The organism is Xenorhabdus khoisanae (assembly GCF_001037465.1).
Lineage (GTDB): Bacteria > Pseudomonadota > Gammaproteobacteria > Enterobacterales > Enterobacteriaceae > Xenorhabdus > Xenorhabdus khoisanae.
On the sequence record NZ_LFCV01000060.1, the window covers coordinates 1 to 21,446 of the forward strand.

The 21,446-nt window shown below is 41.2% G+C and carries 23 protein-coding genes and 1 pseudogene; 9 read left to right on the plus strand and 15 right to left on the minus strand.

The features are described 5' to 3' along the window. On the plus strand, positions 1-538 hold a 538-nt coding region (locus tag AB204_RS22750), incomplete at its 5' end, for a hypothetical protein (protein ID WP_047963220.1). A gap of 236 nt (positions 539-774) precedes the next feature. On the opposite strand, the gene AB204_RS09915 is transcribed toward AB204_RS22750, so the two are convergent. From AB204_RS09915 to AB204_RS23195, 11 genes are all read right to left on the minus strand, one after another. After that, a complete protein-coding gene (locus AB204_RS09915; RefSeq protein WP_047963221.1) occupies positions 775-2,436 on the minus strand; it encodes a terminase large subunit in 1,662 nt (553 codons plus the stop codon). Next, the gene (locus AB204_RS09920) at positions 2,433-2,786 is read right to left on the minus strand and encodes a phage terminase small subunit P27 family (protein WP_047963222.1); all 354 of its coding nucleotides are present in this window, start codon (positions 2,784-2,786) and stop codon (positions 2,433-2,435) included. Before AB204_RS09920 ends, AB204_RS09915 begins: the two co-directional genes overlap by 4 nt. A gap of 128 nt (positions 2,787-2,914) precedes the next feature. Further along, positions 2,915-3,337, minus strand: a complete 423-nt coding sequence (locus AB204_RS09925) for an HNH endonuclease signature motif containing protein (protein ID WP_047963223.1) — start codon at positions 3,335-3,337, stop codon at positions 2,915-2,917. Beyond that, the gene (locus AB204_RS09930; RefSeq protein WP_047963224.1) at positions 3,337-3,639 is read right to left on the minus strand and encodes a head-tail connector protein; all 303 of its coding nucleotides are present in this window, start codon (positions 3,637-3,639) and stop codon (positions 3,337-3,339) included. Before AB204_RS09930 ends, AB204_RS09925 begins: the two co-directional genes overlap by 1 nt. Next, positions 3,639-3,971 carry a phage head closure protein gene (locus AB204_RS09935; protein WP_047963225.1) on the minus strand — a complete coding sequence of 111 codons (333 nt, stop codon included), beginning with the start codon at positions 3,969-3,971 and terminating at the stop codon, positions 3,639-3,641. The genes AB204_RS09930 and AB204_RS09935 overlap by 1 nt, the downstream gene beginning before the upstream one ends. Further along, on the minus strand, positions 3,968-5,185 hold the full coding sequence (locus AB204_RS09940; protein ID WP_047963226.1) for a phage portal protein: 1,218 nt from the start codon (positions 5,183-5,185) through the stop codon (positions 3,968-3,970). The genes AB204_RS09935 and AB204_RS09940 overlap by 4 nt, the downstream gene beginning before the upstream one ends. A 2-nt stretch (positions 5,186-5,187) precedes the next feature. Continuing rightward, positions 5,188-5,730, minus strand: coding sequence for an HK97 family phage prohead protease (locus AB204_RS09945; protein WP_047963227.1), 543 nt, complete (start codon positions 5,728-5,730; stop codon positions 5,188-5,190). Positions 5,731-5,774: 44 nt separating this feature from the next. Next, the gene (locus tag AB204_RS09950) at positions 5,775-6,929 is read right to left on the minus strand and encodes a phage major capsid protein (protein WP_047963228.1); all 1,155 of its coding nucleotides are present in this window, start codon (positions 6,927-6,929) and stop codon (positions 5,775-5,777) included. Between the two features lie 125 nt (positions 6,930-7,054). Beyond that, entirely contained in the window at positions 7,055-7,732 is a 678-nt protein-coding gene (locus tag AB204_RS09955; protein ID WP_152671527.1) for a hypothetical protein, read from the minus strand. 442 nt (positions 7,733-8,174) lie between these two features. Beyond that, entirely contained in the window at positions 8,175-10,913 is a 2,739-nt protein-coding gene (locus tag AB204_RS09960) for a DUF927 domain-containing protein (RefSeq protein ID WP_047963240.1), read from the minus strand. Positions 10,914-10,915: 2 nt separating this feature from the next. Then, positions 10,916-11,326 (minus strand): hypothetical protein, encoded by a 411-nt coding sequence (locus AB204_RS23195; protein WP_200898224.1) that lies wholly within the window; start codon positions 11,324-11,326, stop codon positions 10,916-10,918. A gap of 242 nt (positions 11,327-11,568) precedes the next feature. On the opposite strand from AB204_RS23195, the gene AB204_RS09970 reads away from it, so the two are divergent. After that, a complete protein-coding gene (locus AB204_RS09970) occupies positions 11,569-11,751 on the plus strand; it encodes a YlcI/YnfO family protein (protein WP_047963230.1) in 183 nt (60 codons plus the stop codon). Positions 11,752-11,948: 197 nt separating this feature from the next. Here the strand turns inward: AB204_RS09970 and AB204_RS09975 are convergent, their stop codons facing one another. From AB204_RS09975 to AB204_RS23475, 4 genes and pseudogenes are all read right to left on the minus strand, one after another. Then, positions 11,949-12,233, minus strand: coding sequence for a helix-turn-helix transcriptional regulator (locus AB204_RS09975; RefSeq protein WP_047963231.1), 285 nt, complete (start codon positions 12,231-12,233; stop codon positions 11,949-11,951). An 86-nt stretch (positions 12,234-12,319) separates the two neighbouring features. Continuing rightward, positions 12,320-13,543 (minus strand): tyrosine-type recombinase/integrase, encoded by a 1,224-nt coding sequence (locus AB204_RS09980; RefSeq protein ID WP_047963232.1) that lies wholly within the window; start codon positions 13,541-13,543, stop codon positions 12,320-12,322. Positions 13,544-13,953: 410 nt separating this feature from the next. Beyond that, entirely contained in the window at positions 13,954-14,370 is a 417-nt protein-coding gene (locus AB204_RS09985) for a TetR/AcrR family transcriptional regulator (RefSeq protein ID WP_235428064.1), read from the minus strand. A gap of 9 nt (positions 14,371-14,379) precedes the next feature. Beyond that, a pseudogene (locus AB204_RS23475) lies at positions 14,380-14,541 on the minus strand (TetR/AcrR family transcriptional regulator); the annotation flags it as partial. A gap of 85 nt (positions 14,542-14,626) precedes the next feature. Here AB204_RS23475 and AB204_RS09990 point away from each other — a divergent pair. The 7 genes from AB204_RS09990 (at position 14,627) to AB204_RS10020 (ending at position 21,272) form a co-directional block, all read left to right on the plus strand. After that, positions 14,627-15,346 carry an SDR family NAD(P)-dependent oxidoreductase gene (locus tag AB204_RS09990; protein WP_047963234.1) on the plus strand — a complete coding sequence of 240 codons (720 nt, stop codon included), beginning with the start codon at positions 14,627-14,629 and terminating at the stop codon, positions 15,344-15,346. Beyond that, entirely contained in the window at positions 15,339-16,580 is a 1,242-nt protein-coding gene (locus tag AB204_RS09995) for an MFS transporter (RefSeq protein ID WP_084728558.1), read from the plus strand. The genes AB204_RS09990 and AB204_RS09995 overlap by 8 nt, the downstream gene beginning before the upstream one ends. Positions 16,581-17,123: 543 nt before the next feature. Next, positions 17,124-18,497, plus strand: a complete 1,374-nt coding sequence (locus AB204_RS10000; RefSeq protein WP_047963235.1) for an ANL family adenylate-forming protein — start codon at positions 17,124-17,126, stop codon at positions 18,495-18,497. After that, the gene (locus AB204_RS10005) at positions 18,484-19,215 is read left to right on the plus strand and encodes an SDR family NAD(P)-dependent oxidoreductase (protein ID WP_047963236.1); all 732 of its coding nucleotides are present in this window, start codon (positions 18,484-18,486) and stop codon (positions 19,213-19,215) included. Before AB204_RS10000 ends, AB204_RS10005 begins: the two co-directional genes overlap by 14 nt. Continuing rightward, on the plus strand, positions 19,209-19,496 hold the full coding sequence (locus tag AB204_RS10010) for an acyl carrier protein (protein WP_047963237.1): 288 nt from the start codon (positions 19,209-19,211) through the stop codon (positions 19,494-19,496). Before AB204_RS10005 ends, AB204_RS10010 begins: the two co-directional genes overlap by 7 nt. Before the next feature lie 50 nt (positions 19,497-19,546). Continuing rightward, the gene (locus AB204_RS10015) at positions 19,547-20,560 is read left to right on the plus strand and encodes an AvrD family protein (RefSeq protein ID WP_047963238.1); all 1,014 of its coding nucleotides are present in this window, start codon (positions 19,547-19,549) and stop codon (positions 20,558-20,560) included. Between the two features lie 13 nt (positions 20,561-20,573). Beyond that, positions 20,574-21,272, plus strand: a complete 699-nt coding sequence (locus tag AB204_RS10020) for an AAA family ATPase (protein WP_047963239.1) — start codon at positions 20,574-20,576, stop codon at positions 21,270-21,272. Positions 21,273-21,446: the final 174 nt, after the last annotated feature.

A 21,446-nucleotide genomic window follows, 5' to 3' on the forward strand; every position in this document is an offset into this window, starting at 1 on the left:
GTGGGCTCCTGTTGAAAATAGTGATTGGGCCATACAGATCGCTTATGGTAAAATATCTGATGAATTTACTGATCAAGAAATGACTAAAGTTGATACACTTAATTCAAAATGTGATTTAAATGAGGATATAAATATTTTTATTTCCCATGGTGGGAATGATGATTTATATGGTTTCAAGAGTATTTCCACAGGTTCAGGATTATATATTTTGGATGAGGCAGAAATATTTGGAACTGGAAAGATTGCGATACTTTTCATTTGCCACTCAGGGAGCTCAAAAGCATCTTGGTATGCAAGTAAAATTAATTCATTGATTGATAAAGTCCTGTCGCTAGGATATGAGGCTGTGATAGCTCCAGCATGGAGTTACAATGTGACATTAGCTGGTTTATGGACTTCAACATTTATTTCTGCTTTACGCAATGGAAATAATATAATTAAATCTAATTATATAGCTAACATTAAAGTTAAAGAAAAATTTGTTGGTATTGGTGCATATGCAGCAATGCACGTTTTTGGAAATCATAAACTATCCTAACAAGTATCTTTATATGCAAAAACGTCCAGTCTTATTGGACGTTTTGGAAAACATCGGGTAAATGAAATAATAGTTTCACTATCAGTTTATGTTAAGGCTATTAATTTTTATGGCATGTTATCAAAAAAAACTTATTTCTCTATCTGCATCAACCGATTGCGTGCTCTCTTAACCTTCTGATCATTTGATTTCATTAATTTCTATCACGCATAAAACTAAAAATATCAATTAGTTATCTAAATTCCATCAAAGCTATCCAGTCGCTGTTGCTGTTCTTCATTCAAGTTAAACGCAAACTCTTCATGCTCGACTTGCCATGTGCCAAAACTCATCAGAAACGCAATTGCGGGATCAATTTTGTTCGCTGATTTCTTTTTGTTCGGCTTGATATTGGCGTTTGCGTCCGTTTCCATCACCACATTAGCGAGCGCCCAAGCAAGCACCGGATCGCCGTTGTGACGAATCACTTTGCGATTAACAAACACCTCAGCTGATTTCGCCACTGGGCTAAAGCGCATATAGGTTTGCGGGAATGGCTCAACATCCAAGCCTGCACCTTGTAATTGGGTGCGTAAGTGTGTGGCGTTCCATGTATCAAAGCCCACCAGTTTAATATCAAATTGCTGACTGTCTTTGAGAATATCATCACGGATACGGTCGTAATCAATACAATCGCCCGGTGTCGTGCGTATCCAGCCCATTTGTACCCATTGGCGATAGATTGCCCGGTTCTTGTTAGAGGGATTCTGTAGCTGCGCTTCGGGTAAGTAGTGACGAGTGAGTAATAACAGTTCGTTATCCACCGGAAATGTATAGCAAATGCTGGTGATATCGCCTGTGGAGGACAAATCTAACCCAGCGTAACACTCCATGCCTTTGAGGTCGTTTTCATCATAATCTGTCTGGCAGGCTTTCCATGCGCCTTCGCCCATCCACGGCGTTTCACCCTGACACCAGATATTAAAACGCTTGGTGAGCATTTCTGTCCATTGTGAGGGGATGCCTCGCGCTTTCTGTATCGTGTCATGCAGGGTGGCGCTGTCTACGGAGATATCCAGATTCGGATTGGCCTTAATCCACATCGATTCATCATCAATCTCGTTCTCGTCGTCCAGTTCGTAAATCAGGGCAAACAGGGATGCGTTTTGTTCTTCGCCATCCAATATCTGACAGCAATAATCATAATGCTGTTTGCAGGCGGATATCACATTGCTACCCGCTGTCGTAATGGCAAACAGAATACCTTCGGGACGTGCGCCCATACCTAACTCAAGGGCAGAGTAAACAGAGTTGTCCGGGTGCAAGTGATATTCATCGACAATCGCCAGACTGGGGTTAGTGCCCTCAATGGTGGCGGCTTTGGCTGCCAGTGGCTTTAACAGGCTGTTACTCTTAGTATAAGTGACTTTATGTTGCTGGATAGCTACCCGCTTCTTAAGCGGTTTGGATAGCAGGCACATCTGGCGGGCATCATCAAACACAATTCGAGCCTGATCCCGACTCACGGCGGCGGTGTAGATATCCTGCTGACCTGACTCCATCACCAGAAACCAGTTTGCCAGCATTGCCGCTACCGTAGATTTGGCATTTTTGCGCGGGACTTGAATATAGGCACTACGATATTTCCGGCGTCCGGTCGCCTTAACTTTGAAGCCGAATAGATTAGCAAAGGCGAATTGCTGCCACGGTTCTAATATTATCGGCTTACCGCGCAAGTGCCCTTTGACGTGTGGACAGTAGCGGGAAAAAGCAATAAAACGCTCTACAGTCTCGATATCGAACGTATAAAGCGGGTTATTCAGGTCGTTATAGTAGCGTTTGACTGCCTGTTTTAAGCGATTACAGGCCGGAATGTTGCCGTTTTCGATATCAAAAGCGTATTGCTGCCATGCGTTCATAAGCGATCTAGCTCGTCCTCTTCCTCAATTTCGACTGGATTTTTTCGCCGTGATACCGGATCAAAACCCAGCAATGAGGACATTTTTATCATGATTTTTTCAGCATCAGATTTTGCGCTGAGTGACGGATTGCGGCTTTCGCTGCCCTGACTGTTAACGATACTAAAGCCCCTGATATCAAGGTCTGCCACCGCTTTTCGGTAAATGGCGTAGTTGACGCAATAGAGTTCTAAATTGTTCCAGTCAGCGGCGTTCAGATCTTCTCGTTCGATTAAGGTTTTTGCTTTGGCTTTCCATTGGCTGGTTGCAATCTCATTTAAATAAGTTGGGGGTTTGGGTGCTCTTGCCATTATTTCTATTTTCCTTGTGATTTTATTTTCCAAAAAAATGCCGTGTATAAAAATTTGAGGGGTGGGCGGTTCTGCTAAAGAGGGTGTTTGTCATTTTTGATACCCCCACCCATGTTTTCATTGATTTATTATTCTGCGACGAACCAATCACGACACCTTGCCGCTTTGGTTTCCTGCTCACGATAAATACCTTGTTTGCGTTTCGCTTTGGTTACCGGATCTGTTTGTACGGTCTTACGGTTATGGCAGGTTTGGCATAACTCTTGATGATTGAAGTCAGGCCAGAACAGCACATCAGCTTCACCCTGTATTGGGATGATGTGATCGACAATGATTGCAGGTGTGTAAATACCTTGCTGTAAGCAATGCACACAGAGCGGATTAGCCTTGAGATACATCAATCTGTATCTGCCCCAGCGATTACTGTAACCACGCTCGGTACGTGTGCCGCGCTGCCTGTTCTGTTCCCGCCGATGTTCTTCGCATCGCCCTGACTTCACCCGCTGCTTACAGCCGGGATAGCTACAACGTCTTAACGGTTGCCACGGCATCAGTAGATCCCCACATCACGATAGACAGACCACAACGATTTGATGGTAAAGGGCACTTCTTTTAGCTCAACATCTGTTGCCATTTCCCGATGCTCATACAGTAAGCCGATATAGAGCAGGCAACCGACTTTAATCGCCGGAGTAAAAGCCAAACCATCACCAAACCGCTTGCCGATATGTTGCTGGCAGACTTCCAGCGCAGCTTCGGCATAAGCCATTAACAAAGCATCATCAAGGGTGTCGCTTTCATCCAGTCGGCAATGCTGTTTGATTTCGTTCAGGGGTATTTCAATCGGGTTCATCAGAATACACCGCCTTTGCAAAGCAGTTCTAATCGGGTGTGTTTGGCATCAGGAATAACCGCCACAATATCGAATGCTGTCCCTCTGGTGTTAGCCCCGTGATAAAGAATGGTATTAACCGTGGTCACATCATCACGATAACGCATCCAGACACGAATGGTGGCTTCGGAATAGACTGAACCCGATGCCATTAACTCGCGTCCGCTTATGGCCTTCACTTCTGCCCAGACAGTGGCAATATCCACCCAATCATTAATCTCTTCGCCAAGTTCACCCTGCCTGATTTCATTTTTCTGGATAGTCACACGATGCCGTAATCTGCCTGCTCTCATGCCTTAGCCTCCGACTGTTGTTTGATTTCTACAGTTTGTTTCCATGCCTGACTGAATTCATCACCACCAACACGAGGTGATAAACCCTCACGTTCACGGGCTTCATTCGGGCACATGACACCGGATTTAATGGCAGTTTCATAACTCTGGAAACGTTCTTTCGGATTGGCGCGAAGTAGATCAGCGGTGTCAAATTCAACTTGGTAACGAATGCCGCTTTTGGGTGAGGCCACCAGCAAAGCCGATTTAATTTGTTGCTCAAAGTTGGCAAGCCACGGGCGCATGGTGATAGTGAGTAAAGCACGGGATGCTTCGCTAAAGTTGCTGTAGGAACTGTTCGAGTACTCTTGCAGAAAGATTGGACTGATATTGAACATCCGGGCGATATCTTCAATGGTGAAACGGCGAGACGCCAGCCACTCCGCATCTTGGTTATTCATGCCTAATTGCTGGTAATCCATCCCTCCCTCAAGAATGGGTGTTTTTCCGGCATTGCGAGCACCTTTATAACGTTCGAGGGCTTCCAGTGCCTTATTACCTTTGATGCCATCCAGCCAATCAGCCGCCTTAATCACGCCTGCCGCCATCATGCCGTCTTTCATAATGCTTGCGCCGTGGCGTTGTTGTGCCAGACCTAAGCCCAACGTTTCACGGCAAATGGTGACAGGCGAGCGACCAAGAAAGCCGTCTTCGGTGGCATAGCGTAAATGCAACACTTCTTCTTGTAGGTAAGTTTTGACCTTACCGCTATAAGATTCGGTAATGGTGTAAGCGAACCGGTGATCGGATAATCGTTGTGGTACAACCGCTGACGGCGGGTAAGGATGTAATGATTGCGGTTGACCGTATTTGCCCCAGACAATCACCGCATAAGCATTACCATTCAGCAGACAATGACGCATCAGGGTGCGCTTAAACTGAAAAGGTGTCTGACAGTTATTCGGACATTCATTCAACAAATAATCAACCGGGTGATCGCTTAACCATTCGCGGGATTCCGTGCCCTGATTATTCCGTACCCGATAGAGGTAACAGGGCATTGTTGCTACTGCTTCACTAATCACCGTGACAGCATTCATGACAGCAGGTAGACCTTCGGCGCTTGAGGGCGAAACATGCTCACCCGATTTCGTATTAGGAATACCTGCCAGAGAAAGTAATTCATCAATGGTCATACTGCGGGTTTCTGAGGCTTTACGCTTAAAAGGCCACATGATTACACCTCAGACAGTTGCAGCCAGTAATGACGCAAATCACAGGGTTTAGCTGCGTTCAATGAGCGTTTGGCAATTTCTACGCCACTGTCAGGATAGGCGGGTAAACTGGTGATCGTGATTTCCCGAAGTTCCGCCTCTAATACCGTTCTGATATAAGGCTCTTGGCCTGTATCCCACTGATCTTTGATTGCCCTGAATCCGAAGCTCATTCCTTGAATATCACCACGCTCAACCAATGTCAGTACATCGCGGCCTAATTGCGTATCTGGCGGGGTTAACTCGAAACGTAATCCAGTGGCATCTTCATTCAATTGCAATGTGCCAGACGTGGTACGGCCTAACAAATTTGTATAATCATGCTCATAAAGTGCCCTGATATCTGCCCCTACCGTTAAACTGGCGCTAAAGGCATTCGGGGCAAACTGTTCTACAAATTCGTCCCATAACACTTGTGATCGGCTGTTCCACTTAATCACATAGCCTGTCAGTTTCTTATTACTGGCAGATAGCGAGGTAGTGCGGATTTCAAAATCATTTTGCATCAGTAGACTCCAAGACTCTAAAAGGGGTGCTTTGCCCCTTATCGTTAACCCGCTTTCGTGCCTTTGATTTCCAGCACTTTGATTGCGTTAGAGTCCACCAGCCCGCCGCCTAAATATTTATCGGTGTGAACCTTATAGAATCCCGGTTCGGTGATATTGTCAGGACGAGTGCGAATGCCCGTTTGATGGTCAACGATGAAGTAACCGCGCTTGAAGTCACCCAGCCCAATAGTGTTATCCGGCATAAATTCGAGATAGTGAACGGGCAAACCCAGCAACATATCGGGATCACCCGCTTGCAAACGTTCGCGCCAGATATAATCACCATTACCGTTTTTCAGCTTCTGTACCTGTGCCGCAGTGGTGGAATTCATCACCCAAACGGCATTTTTGCGGTATTTGTTCTTGAGCAGGAATTTCAGGTCAATCAGGCTATCGGCTTCAAGGCTGGCTGTTTCCAGCTTTTGCAGCGTACCGAATGCACGAACCTTGTCGGTTTTAGTGTCACGGGGATAAGACAGGAAGCCTTTTGCTTTCTTACTGCCGTCACCGCTAATCAAATCTGTTTCTTCGGTATCTACGAACGTATCTGCAATTTCAGCGGTCAGCCAACCCAAGATATCGACATCGCTAAAATCAATGATTTCTTGGGTAGTTTTGGGATAAGCATAGATAGGAAACAGCTTGATGCTGACTTCTTCCATTTTCGGCGTGGCAGTTTCACTACGTGCTTTGCCTTCTTCCCCGTGGGCTATGGCTGTGCCACCGACCGAAACAAGTTGTTTGTATTCGTTGCTGCGTGTGGTTTTGATGGTACAGATTCGACGCATAACAGATTCATCAGCCAATTGCTGCATGATCTGTTTGTTCAGTTCAGGAATAACGGTATAGCCGCCGTCTGCTGGGACACTTGTAGACAGGGAGCGAGTTTCTCCGGTCAAAATATAATTGCGTAGCTCGTCATTGCTGAGTTTATTACTGGCAGGCTGGTTCTTGACCTGATTACGCTCTTCATCAGATAACGCCTCATAACGGGCAATTTCGGTATTCAGAGAATCAGACTGAGTGCGCAGCTCGTCAAACTGTTTAGCTTCGTCAGCATTGAGTGAACGTTTTTCGTCCTCGGCGTTGATCAACAGCGAACGCATTTGCTGCGTTAAATCAGTTTTTTGTTGGCGTAATTCGAGTAGTTTTTTCATGATGTTTTTTATATTGATTTTTTTAATGGAATATATTTAACAGCATGAAAAATAATAAGAAAGCCCTCACAAGATGAAGGCTAAGCATATAAAAACATGAATACAAAAAAATTACATTATTTTACTTATTGAGTTTGGTTATACTCTTCAATAAGTGCCTTGACTTTTCTGTAAATAAAATAATTTGGGGTTTCTAAACTGAAAAAAGCGAAAAATGCCATAAAGAATATAAAGTAGGGAAAGAAAAGCAAAGTTAACTCTATTTTACGCTCACTCCCTAGAATACCTAAAGAAGCAGCAAGAGATAATGCTCCAAAACCACTTGAAAGTAAAAACAATATGGCTTGAAATATTGTCATTATCCATGTATTTACTAATTTTAAAAGACCAATTTCTTTTTCTAATCTCGAATCTTTCACGGAGAATAAAGAATAAACCCTTTTATATGTTCCTATAGGAATGTTTTTATTTTTATGAAATATGATTAATTTAGCCCAAACATTTTGAACATCAACACTAAGATTACACTTTAAATAAAATGAATTTAAAACTCTAGTCTCTTCATTTTTCGCCAATGCTCTTACATCTTCTGATGTTTTATTATTGTTTGATACCCTTCTAAGAGATTTTGTTTTTCTCAGTAACTTTCTCTCTGGATTGAAAATGACAAACACCTTGTATAATAAAGTAGTATGTACATTTACAATGGTTAAAACAAACAGTGAAAAAATGAAAATAAATAATAAAAGCCCAATCCATCCATGACTAATTATTAGCTCCATAATTTTAGCAATATCCATCATAAATCCTTATTATTAATCTGTGAGTTACTCTTAATAATTGAACACTTAACCAGCTTTATAAAAATCCCATCAATATAGTACAAATCTCCTAGCTATACGTAAATATATACAGCCAAGTAGATTTTCACGGGATAACGGGATATGTAGCTATATTTGTTCTATTTCAAATAGTTAACTCACCCCATTTTATCCCACATATCCCGTAGGAAAAACTATTAACTGTAATTATTTAATACCTAATTAATTACTGCCTACCAAATAAAAACTTTGTGAGATGATAAAACTTATATAATGCTACATAATTTATCATTACATCATGTTACGGGATGCAGTGGGATAATACGGGTTAATTAAAATCATATATAACCATATGATAAATATTGAATTAACTATTTATTATCCCGTTACCCCGCTATCCCAATGTTTTTATCTTACGTGAGGATTAATCTTCATCATTGAAAACCAGAACTACAAACCGCCCTTGAGTACCATTCACTGAAATAGTTTTACTAATAAAGCGATCTTTCTCCGTTTTAATCAACATTCCGGCTTCTTCCAGAGCTTCAAAGCCTGATTTCTTCTGTAATCCCTGCAATATCTCCTCTTCAAATACACTGGGGATAATGTGGTACTCCACCAGCCCATCACTGCGGCGATTATTCACCAGATAGCCTGCAAGATTGTTGATTCTCATGGCGTGAACGGTATCTATGTTTCCATTCAATTTCCCGTAGGCATAAGGCTGAAAACGCGATAGGCCGTATTTCTGGATAAAATCACGAGCACGGGTAACAACCTGATATTTTTCACGGTTTCCGATACCAAAATCGGTTAACCAGTCATCAAAACTTTGCCTTATCGCACTATGGCAATCTTCCTTGCTCCAACCGGTGATATGAGTCGCCAGCTCTCCGGCTGCATCCAGTAAAGCGAAACGCACAGCTACACGTTTTACTTGTGCTGAGGCTTCTTCTGGCAGGCTATCCAACCACGCTTTTTCTTTACGGGTCACAATTTCTATAGCCTGTTCCTGATTTTCAGACAGCCATAAGATCCACGCCCGCCCCGCTGTACCACAATAACGCTTAGATTCACGCTTAATTGCCCTTGCGTGGGTGTCACCATCCTCATAACCATTGAAAAACTCAGTATCAATAAAAGGAACACTTAACAGCCTGACGAGCTGCCCTGCTTTTGGTGTGATCCCACCTTTTATCAAAAAGGTTTCTAAATCCTCTTCCCCCGTCGAAAGCGCGGCTATCTTCCAGCGAATAACAGCACGGTTTCCACCTTCTCGTTTACCCTGAATTTTACCGACACCGTTAAACAAGCTGTAAGCACTGTTTGCGACTTCTTTCGGATTAGCACTTTGCCCGATTTCGTCAATAGGCAAGAAACCATCATTACGAGCTGCTGCTTCATTATTTAAGCCGTGATGCGTACCGTGCCACGATAATTTTAGTTCTTCGGGATCACCATATAAGCTACTGGCAGCTTCAACTGTCGTTGTTTTACCTGCTGAGGATTGAGCAAATAAGTGAACACCGAAACAGCTACCGCCTGCTAGCGAGTTGAGTGGTGCAGCTAATCCCACCAGCACACCCAGCATCATTGAGCGATTTCCTTTCATTAATGAGGCAACATGATTTTTCCATTCGTCGGCAGTTCCCCTAATCACATAACCCGCAACCGCCGATGTACCGCCACAGAACGCCACAGGCATATAAGGCTGACCAATAATTTCGCCATCCGGCATAACATACGCCCCACAGTGCCAGCCTGCCGTTTGGGTCACTTCCCACTGGCGGCGATCTCCGCTGCGCTGTAAATGATCAGATAAAATCGGTAAGAGGCTATTTTTGGTTGTGATATTTATCCCTCTCGAACGCAACCGCGCCCAGCCTATCGGCATCCCAATTTCACGGCGGGGCATGGCCTCAAAGGTGAGTTTGTCTGTACCTTCCTGAGATAATTTAATGATGAGATAACCTTCTCCACCATCGTTACCAATGCCGACAACTTCCATATAATCGCTTAACCATTTTTCAATCTCGATGATTTCGCCGTTCTGCTCTTTAGGTTCAACCCAATAAATACCCTCTTTTCGGGTATCAACATGTGGTTTTAATGGATCACGCTCTTTTTCCCGGTGTTCATCCAAATTAACTATGACTGATTTTGACACTGATTCTTCTTTCCCTACCTGATATAGCCCGTTATTGAATGCCTGCTTTGCTGCCTCGATACCATAATGTTGGCGATAATCGTCCCAATCGGCTTTTAATGCCGTTGGCGGTAGTGCTACCCAGCCATTAATCGCTATAGCGGCTTTCTCTGCCGCTACCTTGCCAACATTCTTTTTTAGCCTGCCGTTTTTGTCTCGCTCTTCTGGTTCGTGCCAGTCATTATCAGCCGCAAGGATGATTTTTGTGTTTGGCCACTGCGCTCTGACCAGCTCGGCAACCGTGATTAAATTGCTTTCATCAATCGCCGCCAGCACGACACCTTGATGTAATTGGCTGACCGTTAACGCAGTGGCGTAACCTTCGGTAATGATGAACGTATCCGGCATTTCGGTAATCTCGGATGCGGGGATAAAACTGCCTTTCTTCTGAGTACCGGAAACAAGGCGTTTTTCGCCATTTGGCTTAATGGTCTGTGCGCCTGTGATTGTGCCGTCCAGTGTCTGAGTGACCAGCAATAACGAACCATCTTTCAATAACCGTTGATTGGGGCATTGCAGCCCCTTTTTCACCAGATATTGAGATTCGCCCGTAACAGTGCTGGCAACCAGTGCCGCAATACGTTCAGCAATCGGCTTTGTCGTTTTTGGTTGCTCTTTGACTGTATTAGTTTCGGGTAAAGGCATTACCAGTACATCCGCCACCAGCTTAGCCGCTGCAAAGACTGTGATCCGGTTGGTTCTTGCCACCAAATCCAGCCCATCACCGTGATTCGGTTCGTCACACTGGCGACAATGCCAATCGCCGTTATGGTTATCATCGATAAAATGAAAGCGGTCAGTGCCACCGCATATCGGGCAAGCACCATGTTTACCCTTTGCGGGAACATCAATCCCACAGGCAGGCAACAACATTTGCCAGTGACTGGAAGAAGATTGTTTTACTGCTCGGATTACATCAATCGGGCGGCTTTTAGCATTATGATTTCCCTGACTCATGATCATTCGTCCTCGCCATTAACTGCCGCATAAAGCGCATGGTAAACTTCCTGATTGATATCACAGGCCAGCGAAAGCAAATCATGTAACTCTTCCGAACAATGCTGACTGGCCTGCTCAAGAATGATCTCATACAAAGAGGTGCATAAACCTGCACGAAACGAGGACTGGCCTAACGGATCGCTTTCCCTGCGTACAAGGCAATTGACTAATTTATTCACCGGGTTCTGTGGGACATGTTTCGACAAATCACGATAAACCTCCTGATGAATGCCATACGCCAATGCAATCAGGTTATTTAAGTTGATTTCGCAGCGTTCATCTTTGGCTTTTTGGGTAATGAATGTGAAAAGTGAAATACCCAGACTTGCACGATGCAACGCTTGTTTTAATGAGATAGGTTTATTGCTCATGGTATGCCCCCTGAACAGAGGTCAAGCGCATAAGGAAGATTTTAGGCAAACGGGCTTTGTCCTTTCCAGTTAGAAAGGTATATTGATACATAGCGACCTCGATACTATTACTATCGTTGGTTGTTAGATGCCTCGTCGGTGTTCCAGCACTACGAGGCATTGTTATATTTTCAATCAAAGATTGCTTTAACAAGATATGGTAGTTACCATATTTACGTTCATTATAAAGGTGGTAACTACCAATGCAAGAGAAAAAAGAAAAAAAATCGTTTGATCGGTCAAGCAGCACAATGAAACATATTCGATTCGAAGATGAACTACTGGCACAAATAGATTTTGTTGCAGGAAAAGGCAATTTTAGCGCGTGGGTTAAAGATGCCTGCCGTGAAAAACTTCTGACTTTAGGCGTAAAACCTAAAATCTGAACCAACCAATAATAGCTTTGGTTGCTAATTAACCCTCTGTGAGAGGGTTGTATTTCAAATTGATAATTGCTTAATCCCAGAGAATCCCTATAGCTAATATCAACCATCATGCCACCTATTCCCAATAATTAAGCTGTTTTTAAAACTAGTTTGACCACTACCAATTAAGGAAGTTAATTTTTCCATTGAGTTATTGTTTAATTGGTAGATTTACGGCTATATGGGTTATTTATATTTTCTACTGTTGGCGGATTTCGTACCCAATGAAGTAGATCACTGAGTAACCAAGCACAGGAATTACGGCCTAATGGCTTACGGGCAGGGAAGCGGCCTTCATTTTCCAGTTTCCATGCTGATGTTCTGGAAATAGAGGTAATATGCTGGCGTTCCTTTTCACGAATAAGACGATCATAAGGTTCGCCATATTCGGAAAGGATAATTCGGCGTTCTTCAGGTGTAGGAGTGTTATATTGAATGGTCATGCTACCCTCACTGTTTCATTGTTTTTGTGAGGGTATTTTACTTAATGGAAATTATTACGAAAGAAAGCAACTTTGTTGTGTATATATTACAATTGTACTGCTTTTAATATAACCACATTCTCATAATTACCCGCTAATACATCCAATCGCTCACACCACTTGTTTAAAGCGTCTAATTTCTCTGGTAGGTATTGGCTTCTGTTATAAATTGCCATTACTCCCGGTAAAGAGTGCCCTAATAGCTGCTCAACTACATGTGGTGCTATACCCATATCATTCATTTTAGTTGCAAACGTTCTTCTTAAATCATGCAAAGACCACTCTCTATCATGCCCTAATCTTTTACATATATTTCTACCGCACTGTGAAACTGTTTCAGGATTTTTAATTTCGCCTAACAAATAATCACTCATATGATTCTGGTGCTTAAGTTCATCTAAAAATGGCTTCATGTATGCTGGTATTGGACGAATTATTTCCGCACCTGTTTTACTATTTTCTTTTGGAACAATCCACAGCATAGAATCAAAATCCCATTCTGACCATTTAGATAATCTGGCTTCCTGTGAACGGCAACCAAAAACAATTAAAATCTTCAAAAAGTTGCTATAGTAAGGTAAATACATGTTTGTATTCAGAGACTGCCAAAGTTGACCAATTTCATTATCTTTTAAATATCTCTGCCCTTTGTTTTGCTTTTTTCCGACATCAATAATGGTCAAATCATCCAATACATTACTGATCACATACCTTCTTACTCGGCAGAATTTTAACGCCTGTTTACACATTTGGAATATATAACCAGCAGCCACTGGTGCTTTCTTTTTAATTCTATCAAAACATTGCAGCCAATAACGAGTTTCACAATCTGTTAATGCCATATTTCCAATATAAGGGTATATATGCCTTTCCAGTTGAGATATATGTTTGTCTATATTTTTCCTATTATCTTTAGCGTAATTATCAATCCAATATTCTATAGCTTGTTTTACAGTGACTGGATTCAAAGATTCCTGCATGGTCAAATTCAGCTGGAGCTTTGGATCTTTACCCAATGAGAGCCAGTTCCTACACTTATCACGAATTGCACGGGCTTCTTTAAGGCTCATATCAGGATAACGCCCAAGTGTGATGATATCGGCTTCTGTATCACGCCCTCCAGTTCTATACTTAAAAAACCAACTGATAGCGCCTTTTTTAGTGACACGAATCATTAACCCTGCACCATCAGCAAGTTTTACTAACTTATCTCTTTCTGTTCCATGTAACGCTCTGAGTTTTTTATCAGTTAATTTATTTAGCTCAGCCATGTATATATCCATAAAGAATGAGTTCACGCTGTCTCGGATTACCCCACCGATTACCCCACAGTTTGATGTAAGAGTGGATAAACGTCAATAAGCACTGGAACAATATACAGTATAACTATCATGTAATTTATTGATTTATAATCATTTAATTAAATCATAGCAAAACACGTAAACATAAATTTTTCTGATACGGCATGAACTGATCCTAGTCCAGTAACATGTTGTTGAAGAAGCACTTTCTCTTTTGAGGGAGTGCTTTTTTGTTTGTGTTTATACAAATATTTATACATAGTTCACCGAACAACTACATAAAATATCTATGGTCACCTATACTAGATATCCCTAATAGACCAAATTTCCTCCTCCCGTTCGATTGTAGTACTAAACCTGTAACATGTTGTTTTCACGCTTTATGGTGATGATGCCAAACGACGAGCAGCCTCAACGACAGAGACTCTGCGTCTAGCCTGCTCTTGCCGATCATCAGAACCAGTTAGCATACGTGCCACTTGGGGGACAGCCGACCACCAGCCAGCCAATGCCAGCACCAGAAATACCAAGTGATCGGGTTCTAGGGTTCGTGTAACTGTACCTTGACGTTGGCCATCGACTACGGCCTGGATTTTGTAGCCATAATATTCACGTCGCTGCTTCTCATCCGGAACCTCACCGTCAAAAATCAGTCCCTCCCAACGCATAAGACGACTAAGTTCGGGGTGCTCGCAGTGGTAGTCGTAAGCTCTACCAGCGTATTCCCCAATGTCTTCAACAGCGAAAGACATGATAGGTACTGCCTGCGCTACCTTAGCCAGTTCTCTGCGCAGCACGGCCGAGAACAGTGCTCTCTTGTCGCCGAAGTAATTGTAAATGCGTTCTTTATTCACTCCGGCTGATTTAGCAATCTTTTCGACCGTTGTACCATCAGGACCAAGTCGGGCGAACTCTTCTACTGCAGCTTCCAAAATCTTGCGCTTTGTTCCTTCGGTATCCCAAGCCATCTTGCACACTTTCTCATCTATCGGTTGTTGTCGTCGCTAAGATCATACTATAATCAAATCCAACGTTATAGTTGGAGATTAAATTATGAAGCGCACTATACTAATTTGTGGTTACGGCCCAGGAATCTCTCACGCAGTTGCTCGTCGTTTTGGTAAGGCTGGTCATCCCGTTGCCCTTGTTGCTCGCAACGCACAACGTTTGGCCTCTGCGGTGGAGGAATTGGTGACCGAGGGTATCCAAGCTAGGGCTTTTCCAGCCAACCTAAGTGATATCGAGGAGGTGAAACGAATTGTTACAGATGCCCGTTCCACATTGGGGCCAATCGGCATCCTGCACTGGAACGCTTTCCTTGAAATAGAAGGCAGTCTACTGTCCACCTTACCTTCAGATCTGAGCAAAAGTTTCGAGATCCGCGTTACCAGCTATATTGCCGCCGTTCAGGAGTGCTTGCCTGACTTAAAAGCACACAAGGGTTCCGTACTTACTACCAGCGGTATCATGGCTCTAGATGATCCTAAAATCGACATTTTTGCTACCGAATACGCTGCGCTTGCTATCAGTGTAGCTGCCCAACACAAAACCACCAGAATCCTGACGCATACTCTTGCATCGCACGACATTCATGTGAGCGAAGTAATTGTCAATGGTTTTGTCGACAGAACACCGGGAGGAGCCGGCAAGAATAGTACGATCGCACCGGCAGATATCGCCGAACAGTTCTGGAAACTGTATACGGCACGTCAAACTCATTCCATCATTTTCGGTTCAACGATACCAATATCGGAGACAGTAGCTCATGAATAACCAAACAGATCACATAGGGAAACTTAATGGTATAGAAAACAAGTCAACACCACTCGATCAAACCCACACCGCAAATCGTAGTGTTGTTGTTTTGCTAGCTACTATCGCCCTGTTCGTTCTGGCACAGCTCTATCTGGCAATTCCTCTGCTCACGCACGTTGGTCAGGATTTCGGTTCAACGAATCCAGAGAGTGTCACGTTTGCTCTCGCGACAAGTTTTAGTCTGGCTTATGCCTGTGGTTTCCTTATCTGGGGGCCAGTATCGGATCAATATGGCCGCCGACCAGTGATGCTGGTGGGATTGATTATCTTGTCGATCGCCACATTCGCATGCTCCTTCGCCCCATCACTATCATGGCTGGCAGGGCTGCGGATACTGCAAGGTCTGGCAGCATCCAGTTTTGCGCCGATAGCACTAGCCTATCTTACCGAAACAGTACCGGTGCGCCATCGCGCTACTGCTATTGGTACTATGTCCACATCGTTCCTTGTGGCAGGCATCTTTGGGCAGGTGTTGGCCGCCTGGATAGTGTTACAATGGAATTGGGTCTGGGTATTTATAGCGACGGGAGGATGCCTGACAGTTGCTATTCCGCTATTCGCAGCAATGGTCAAAGAACCGCCACGTGCTGCTGTCGATGGACATCTGGGGCATCGCTTTGTGGCATTGGGCAGAATTATCGTACGACCAGCCGTATTACTTCTGTCATGTGCTCATATCACGCTCCTGCTGTCATTTGTCGCCATGTACACAGCATTGGGTTCTCATTTGTGGATGCTGAACATTGCTCCAGACAAGATCATTTTGCTACGCTTAATTGGGTTACCCGGTATGTTTGCAGCACTGCTGGTTGGGCCGCTTTCTGCTCGATTTAGCATGCCGATTATCTCGGTTATTGGTTACGTGATTGCGGCATCAGGTCTAGCACTAGAAGCAATGTTGTCGCAATCCCTGATCGGCATCGCCACCAGTAGCTTGGTTTTCGTCACGGGTATAGCTCTTGCCGTCCCAGCGATGATCACTCAGTTTGGCTCTATAGCAGCATCCAATCGTGGTGCAGGCATGGCACTAAATGGTTTCATTCTGTTTATTGGTGCCAGCATCGGCCCACTTATTGCGACAGGGATCCCCAATTTTGTCACGTTGTTAGTTGGAGCTGCGCTGATGCTTCTTCTGGCTGCCTTTTGCGTTGCTGGCAGTGCGTTACTTACATCATCCTTGAAGAAGCCATAGAACTCGCTATTTTCAGCTTTGCCCGCTCGACGCAAATCACAGCATTTATTTGGACGCTGGTGTCCAGCGTTCTTACCGAGTCGGCCATTATTCAGTAATTTTATCTGCGTCCGATCAGATTTTCCCCTTCTTTTGCTTGATTAACGCTAATTATGCAAGATAGCTTCCACTATTCCTTCCATTTGTGCGACGATAGCAACCATCATGCTTTAAGAACGTGTTTTTAGATTGAACAAAAACCATTTCAAAGTGGAACCCCGCACTGATCCTTGTTATGTCTTATCATTTTTATTGGAAATGTCTTTAAATATTCCCAGAAAAGAAAATGCTCATGTTATTACTCTGTTGAGAAATAATGACAACTTGTCTTAGTAACTTACTGACTATTTTAAAAATTTAATATTTTCTCCTAAATTAAAAAATCTGAATAGATATATTCACCATGACTTTTTATCATATTCATTGAAATATATTTTCAAAAATAGAAACATTTTTATATAAAAGTGATATAACAAAAAATATTCATAGACAGGAGAGAATGACATGACTTTGCATTGGCTAATTGAACGCTGCAATAAATTTAATTCAACTGAAGCAATTGTTTTTAAGAACAAGCGATATGTTTACTCAGAGTTATATTATGATGCTATTGATGCTATAAATTACTTAAAAGACATTGGCCTCCCTGAGGGAGCGATTGTGTCTGTAGAAGGCGAGTTCTCTCCAAAAACTTTTGCTATTATTCTAGCACTTTTTAATAATAATAATGTTATCGTTCCAATTGGTGATATTCCAGAGATTAAACTTAATGAATATTTGGACGTTTCTCAGGTTGAAGTAAGAATTAAAGTTGGTAACAACGATTATGAACTAAATGATACTGGTCGTATTGCTGAACATGAATTATATAAAAAAATACATGATGTAAGACATTCTGGGTTAGTGCTTTTTAGTTCAGGCACTACTGGGCAACCAAAGGCTTCTGTATTAGACTTCAATAAGTTAATCGATAAGCATCTGGAAAAAAAAATTGCTAGAAGAATACTTTCATTCCTTTCCGTAGACCATATTGGTGGCATTAATACTCTATTACATACCATTAGTCATGGAGGAACATTAATTATTCCTCTCCAGCGCACACCTGAAAGTATATTCAATGCCATAGAGAAATGGTCTGTAGAAGTATTACCCACCACCCCTACTTTTTTAAATATGGTCCTTATATCAAGAATTATTGAAAAAACAAATACATCAAGTCTTAAATTAATTACTTATGGCACTGAACCAATGCCTCCGGTTACCTTAAAAAGGATTAGCGAAAAATTACCAAGCGTGAAGTTAAAGCAAACATATGGTCTATCAGAAGTAGGTATTTTACAGACTAAATCTAAAAGTAATAATGAATTATGGGTTAAACTTGGTAGTAATGGGTTTAAATATAAAATCCTATCCAACATTCTGTGGATAAAATCAGACTGTGCTATGTTAGGATACTTAAATGCTCAATCACCTTTTGATGACGAGGGGTACTTCAATACTGAAGACGTTGTTGAAGTTGATGGAGATTATGTAAAGATATTAGGTAGAAAATCAGAAATTATTAATGTTGGAGGTGAAAAGGTTTATCCGAATGAGGTAGAGGATATCCTTTTACAAGCTAACAATATAGCTGATGCAACAGTAGTAGGATTTCCAAACACAATTACAGGTATGGGAATTAAAGCTATTGTACATTTAAGTGAACCTGAAAACTATGATGATCTAAGATCGCGATTATATGTTCACTGCAAAAACTTTCTTGAAGAATTTAAGATTCCAATGACTTATGAGATTTCAATAACACCTCACTATTCTAGTCGATTTAAAAAAATGCGCTCTTCACTTCAAATAAAGGAGATTACGAATGCTACCCCCTAAAACTGTAGTCATTAGCGGTGGCAGTAAAGGACTTGGAGCTGCAATGATATCAGCCTTTCTTAATAAAGGTTATCGCGTTGCCACTTTTAGCCGTCAGTCAAATGGATTTATAACTCAACAACAGTTGTCTAATACTAATTTTTTCTATTGGGAATCCGTTGATGCTAATGATTTGAGTAAAATAAAATCATTTGTTAATAATGTAAACTCAAAATTTGGTCATATCGATATTTTGATAAATAATATTGCAAGACTAGCTGAAGGATTATTAGTTTTTTCTTCAGACAATGAGATTATTTCTTTACTTAATACAAACATACTGGCACCTATAATACTTACAAGAGAATGTAGTAAGAGCATGCTGAAAAGGAATACAGGCGTTATTCTTAATGTTTCTTCTATAAATGCAATAAAGGGTCATAAAGGTGTATCGTTATATTCAGCAACCAAAGCCGCTCTTGATGGTATGACTCGTAGCTTAGCGCGTGAATTTGGCCCTGCTAATATAAGGATTAACTCACTGGTACCGGGTTTTTTTGATAGTGATATGGTGTCTTACCTTTCTGAAAACAGACGTAAACAAATATTAAAAAGAACACCTATTGGTCGCTTATCAAAAATTGAAGAAATTAGCAAAGTTGCATTATTTATTTGTTCAGAAGAAGCTGCATTTATTACAGGGCAAAATATTGTCGTTGATGGAGGAATATCATGTTAAAAGAGCCAAATTCAGTTAAAGAAATAATAGTAAAGGAAGTGAGATTTATTTTTAATCAGTCTAACATTAAAGATGATTATAATAATATTTATATAGATGAGAGTTCAAATTTGATCGATGATTTAAATTTTACATCGCTTATGATTGCCCGTTTAATTATGGAGTTAAATGAAAGATTAAAAGTTGAGCCGTTTGGCAATGATTATCATTTTTCAGATATAAAAAGTGTGAAAGATATTATCAATGCATATATAAATACCATAGAGAAAAATAACCTCTGATTAAAATAATTACCTAAGCCCACATAATTTATCTTAAAAAAGAGAGAGCCATGAATCAAAAATTTCTATGCCATTCAATTGATGATTATTTAGGTGATGGTAAAACACGTTTTTTTGGCATGGGATACCGACGTGTTTTATATGATATCAAGAACATTGATATGCAATTTTACCATTCAGGAAATGACCATCCAAAATTAACTTCACTCGTATCAGTCAAATATCCATTAGACTGGTCCAAGAAAAAATACACTAATTTACGCCCACATCTCAGTAGTATTGATACACTAATTTTAAGTACTCAATTCTGTGAGATTTTCTTGAAACATAGTTTTCAATTCGACTCCTTTAATTGCAAAAAAATGTGGTTGAAAAGTTTAAAGTTGAAATCAGGAATAACTCCACAAGAAGATCTTGATAATATTTCAGCTAAAATCACTTGGAAATCCACATCAAAATTACAATCAAATGATGATACCATGATTTCCATTTTTGATTGTCAAATAGGGAAAATGGAAGCCCGTTGTGAGATAGAACATCCTGTAGCAGAAATTGTTTGTAAAAATGGTTATTATACATCTCCAACAGATATTCTTGAACCTAGCAACTCACGCTATTATGGGGATATTTTTAAATTCCGTGGACAATCTCTTCAAGATATAAGTTACGATAGTGAAAATCAGACAGCTTCAGCAAAAGTGAAATTAAATATTCCTGAAACCTATCATGTAGTTAATGGAATTGATGGTCACTATCAACCTTCTGCCACCTATGTTGACTGTTTTGTTGTTCATCTACAGTTAGCCCAAGTTTTAATGTATGAACTTGATCATATTAATAGAAAAGACAGTGAGACTCTGTGGATGTTGAGAACCGAAATTGAAGCACCAACACCTATTAGAGATTTTCAACCTAATTATGATGCTACAACACGCATCACTTCTACTTATAAACTCAAAGTTAGAGATGAGTATTGGCGATATGTCGATATTGAAGGAGATTTTGCAGGAATAAAAATAAAGTGTTCACTAGGACATAAATTACCAACTCATTTTAATATATAATAGGAAATATGGTATGAAATTAGCTATTTCAGGTACTTATTCATCTGGTAAAACAAGAACAGTTATGGCATTAGCTCATTTAACTGGCCATCCTCGTACTCTAGCAAAAACAATTCGTGAAATAATGCCTGATGCTGTTCCCGGAAAACGATTGGCACAATGTACTCCTGCTGAATTTCTACAATTAGCTATGAGAAGACATACTGGTAGAGCGGTACATGAAGCACTACTAAAAGATAATTTCGTCTCTGATGGTTCATCGTTACAAGAATGGATTTATGCTGCTGCCCGTGTTAAATATGGGATGAATCCCAATCAAGAAGGATATCTGGATCCAATTCCTAGATCAAACCTTTCCCCAGAAATGATATTTTTTGAACAGGTGGCTAATCAGTATGGCCATGCTTTCAAACAACATGTGAAAGATACATTCGATGTATTCATCCATTTAAAAAACGAACTTCCATTAAAAAAAGATGGTCATCGCCCAATGAATACAAACTTTAGGGATTATTGTGATAGTATGTTATTAAAAACTCTAGATGAATTAGAAATCCCTTATTATATTATTAGTGGAACAATGGAAGAACGTCTATCCGAAATAACAGAAAAATTCAACCTACCTCTTATTATGAGCATTGAAGAAGCTATTAACCTAGCTGACAAAGAATATTCTCTACAAGATTTTAGGTTTGAAACAGAAAGAAAATAATCGTCTATTATTTGATATTTCTATACCTTTTTAGTTTAAAGATATAGGGAGAAAATCTACTATTCATGCGTTTACTCATAATAATATCATTTAAGACCACCAATATTAAATAAGCTTAGATTCGCATGATAAGTGCAATTTCTGAAAAAGGCGGTCAGTTGCTATAGTAGGCAT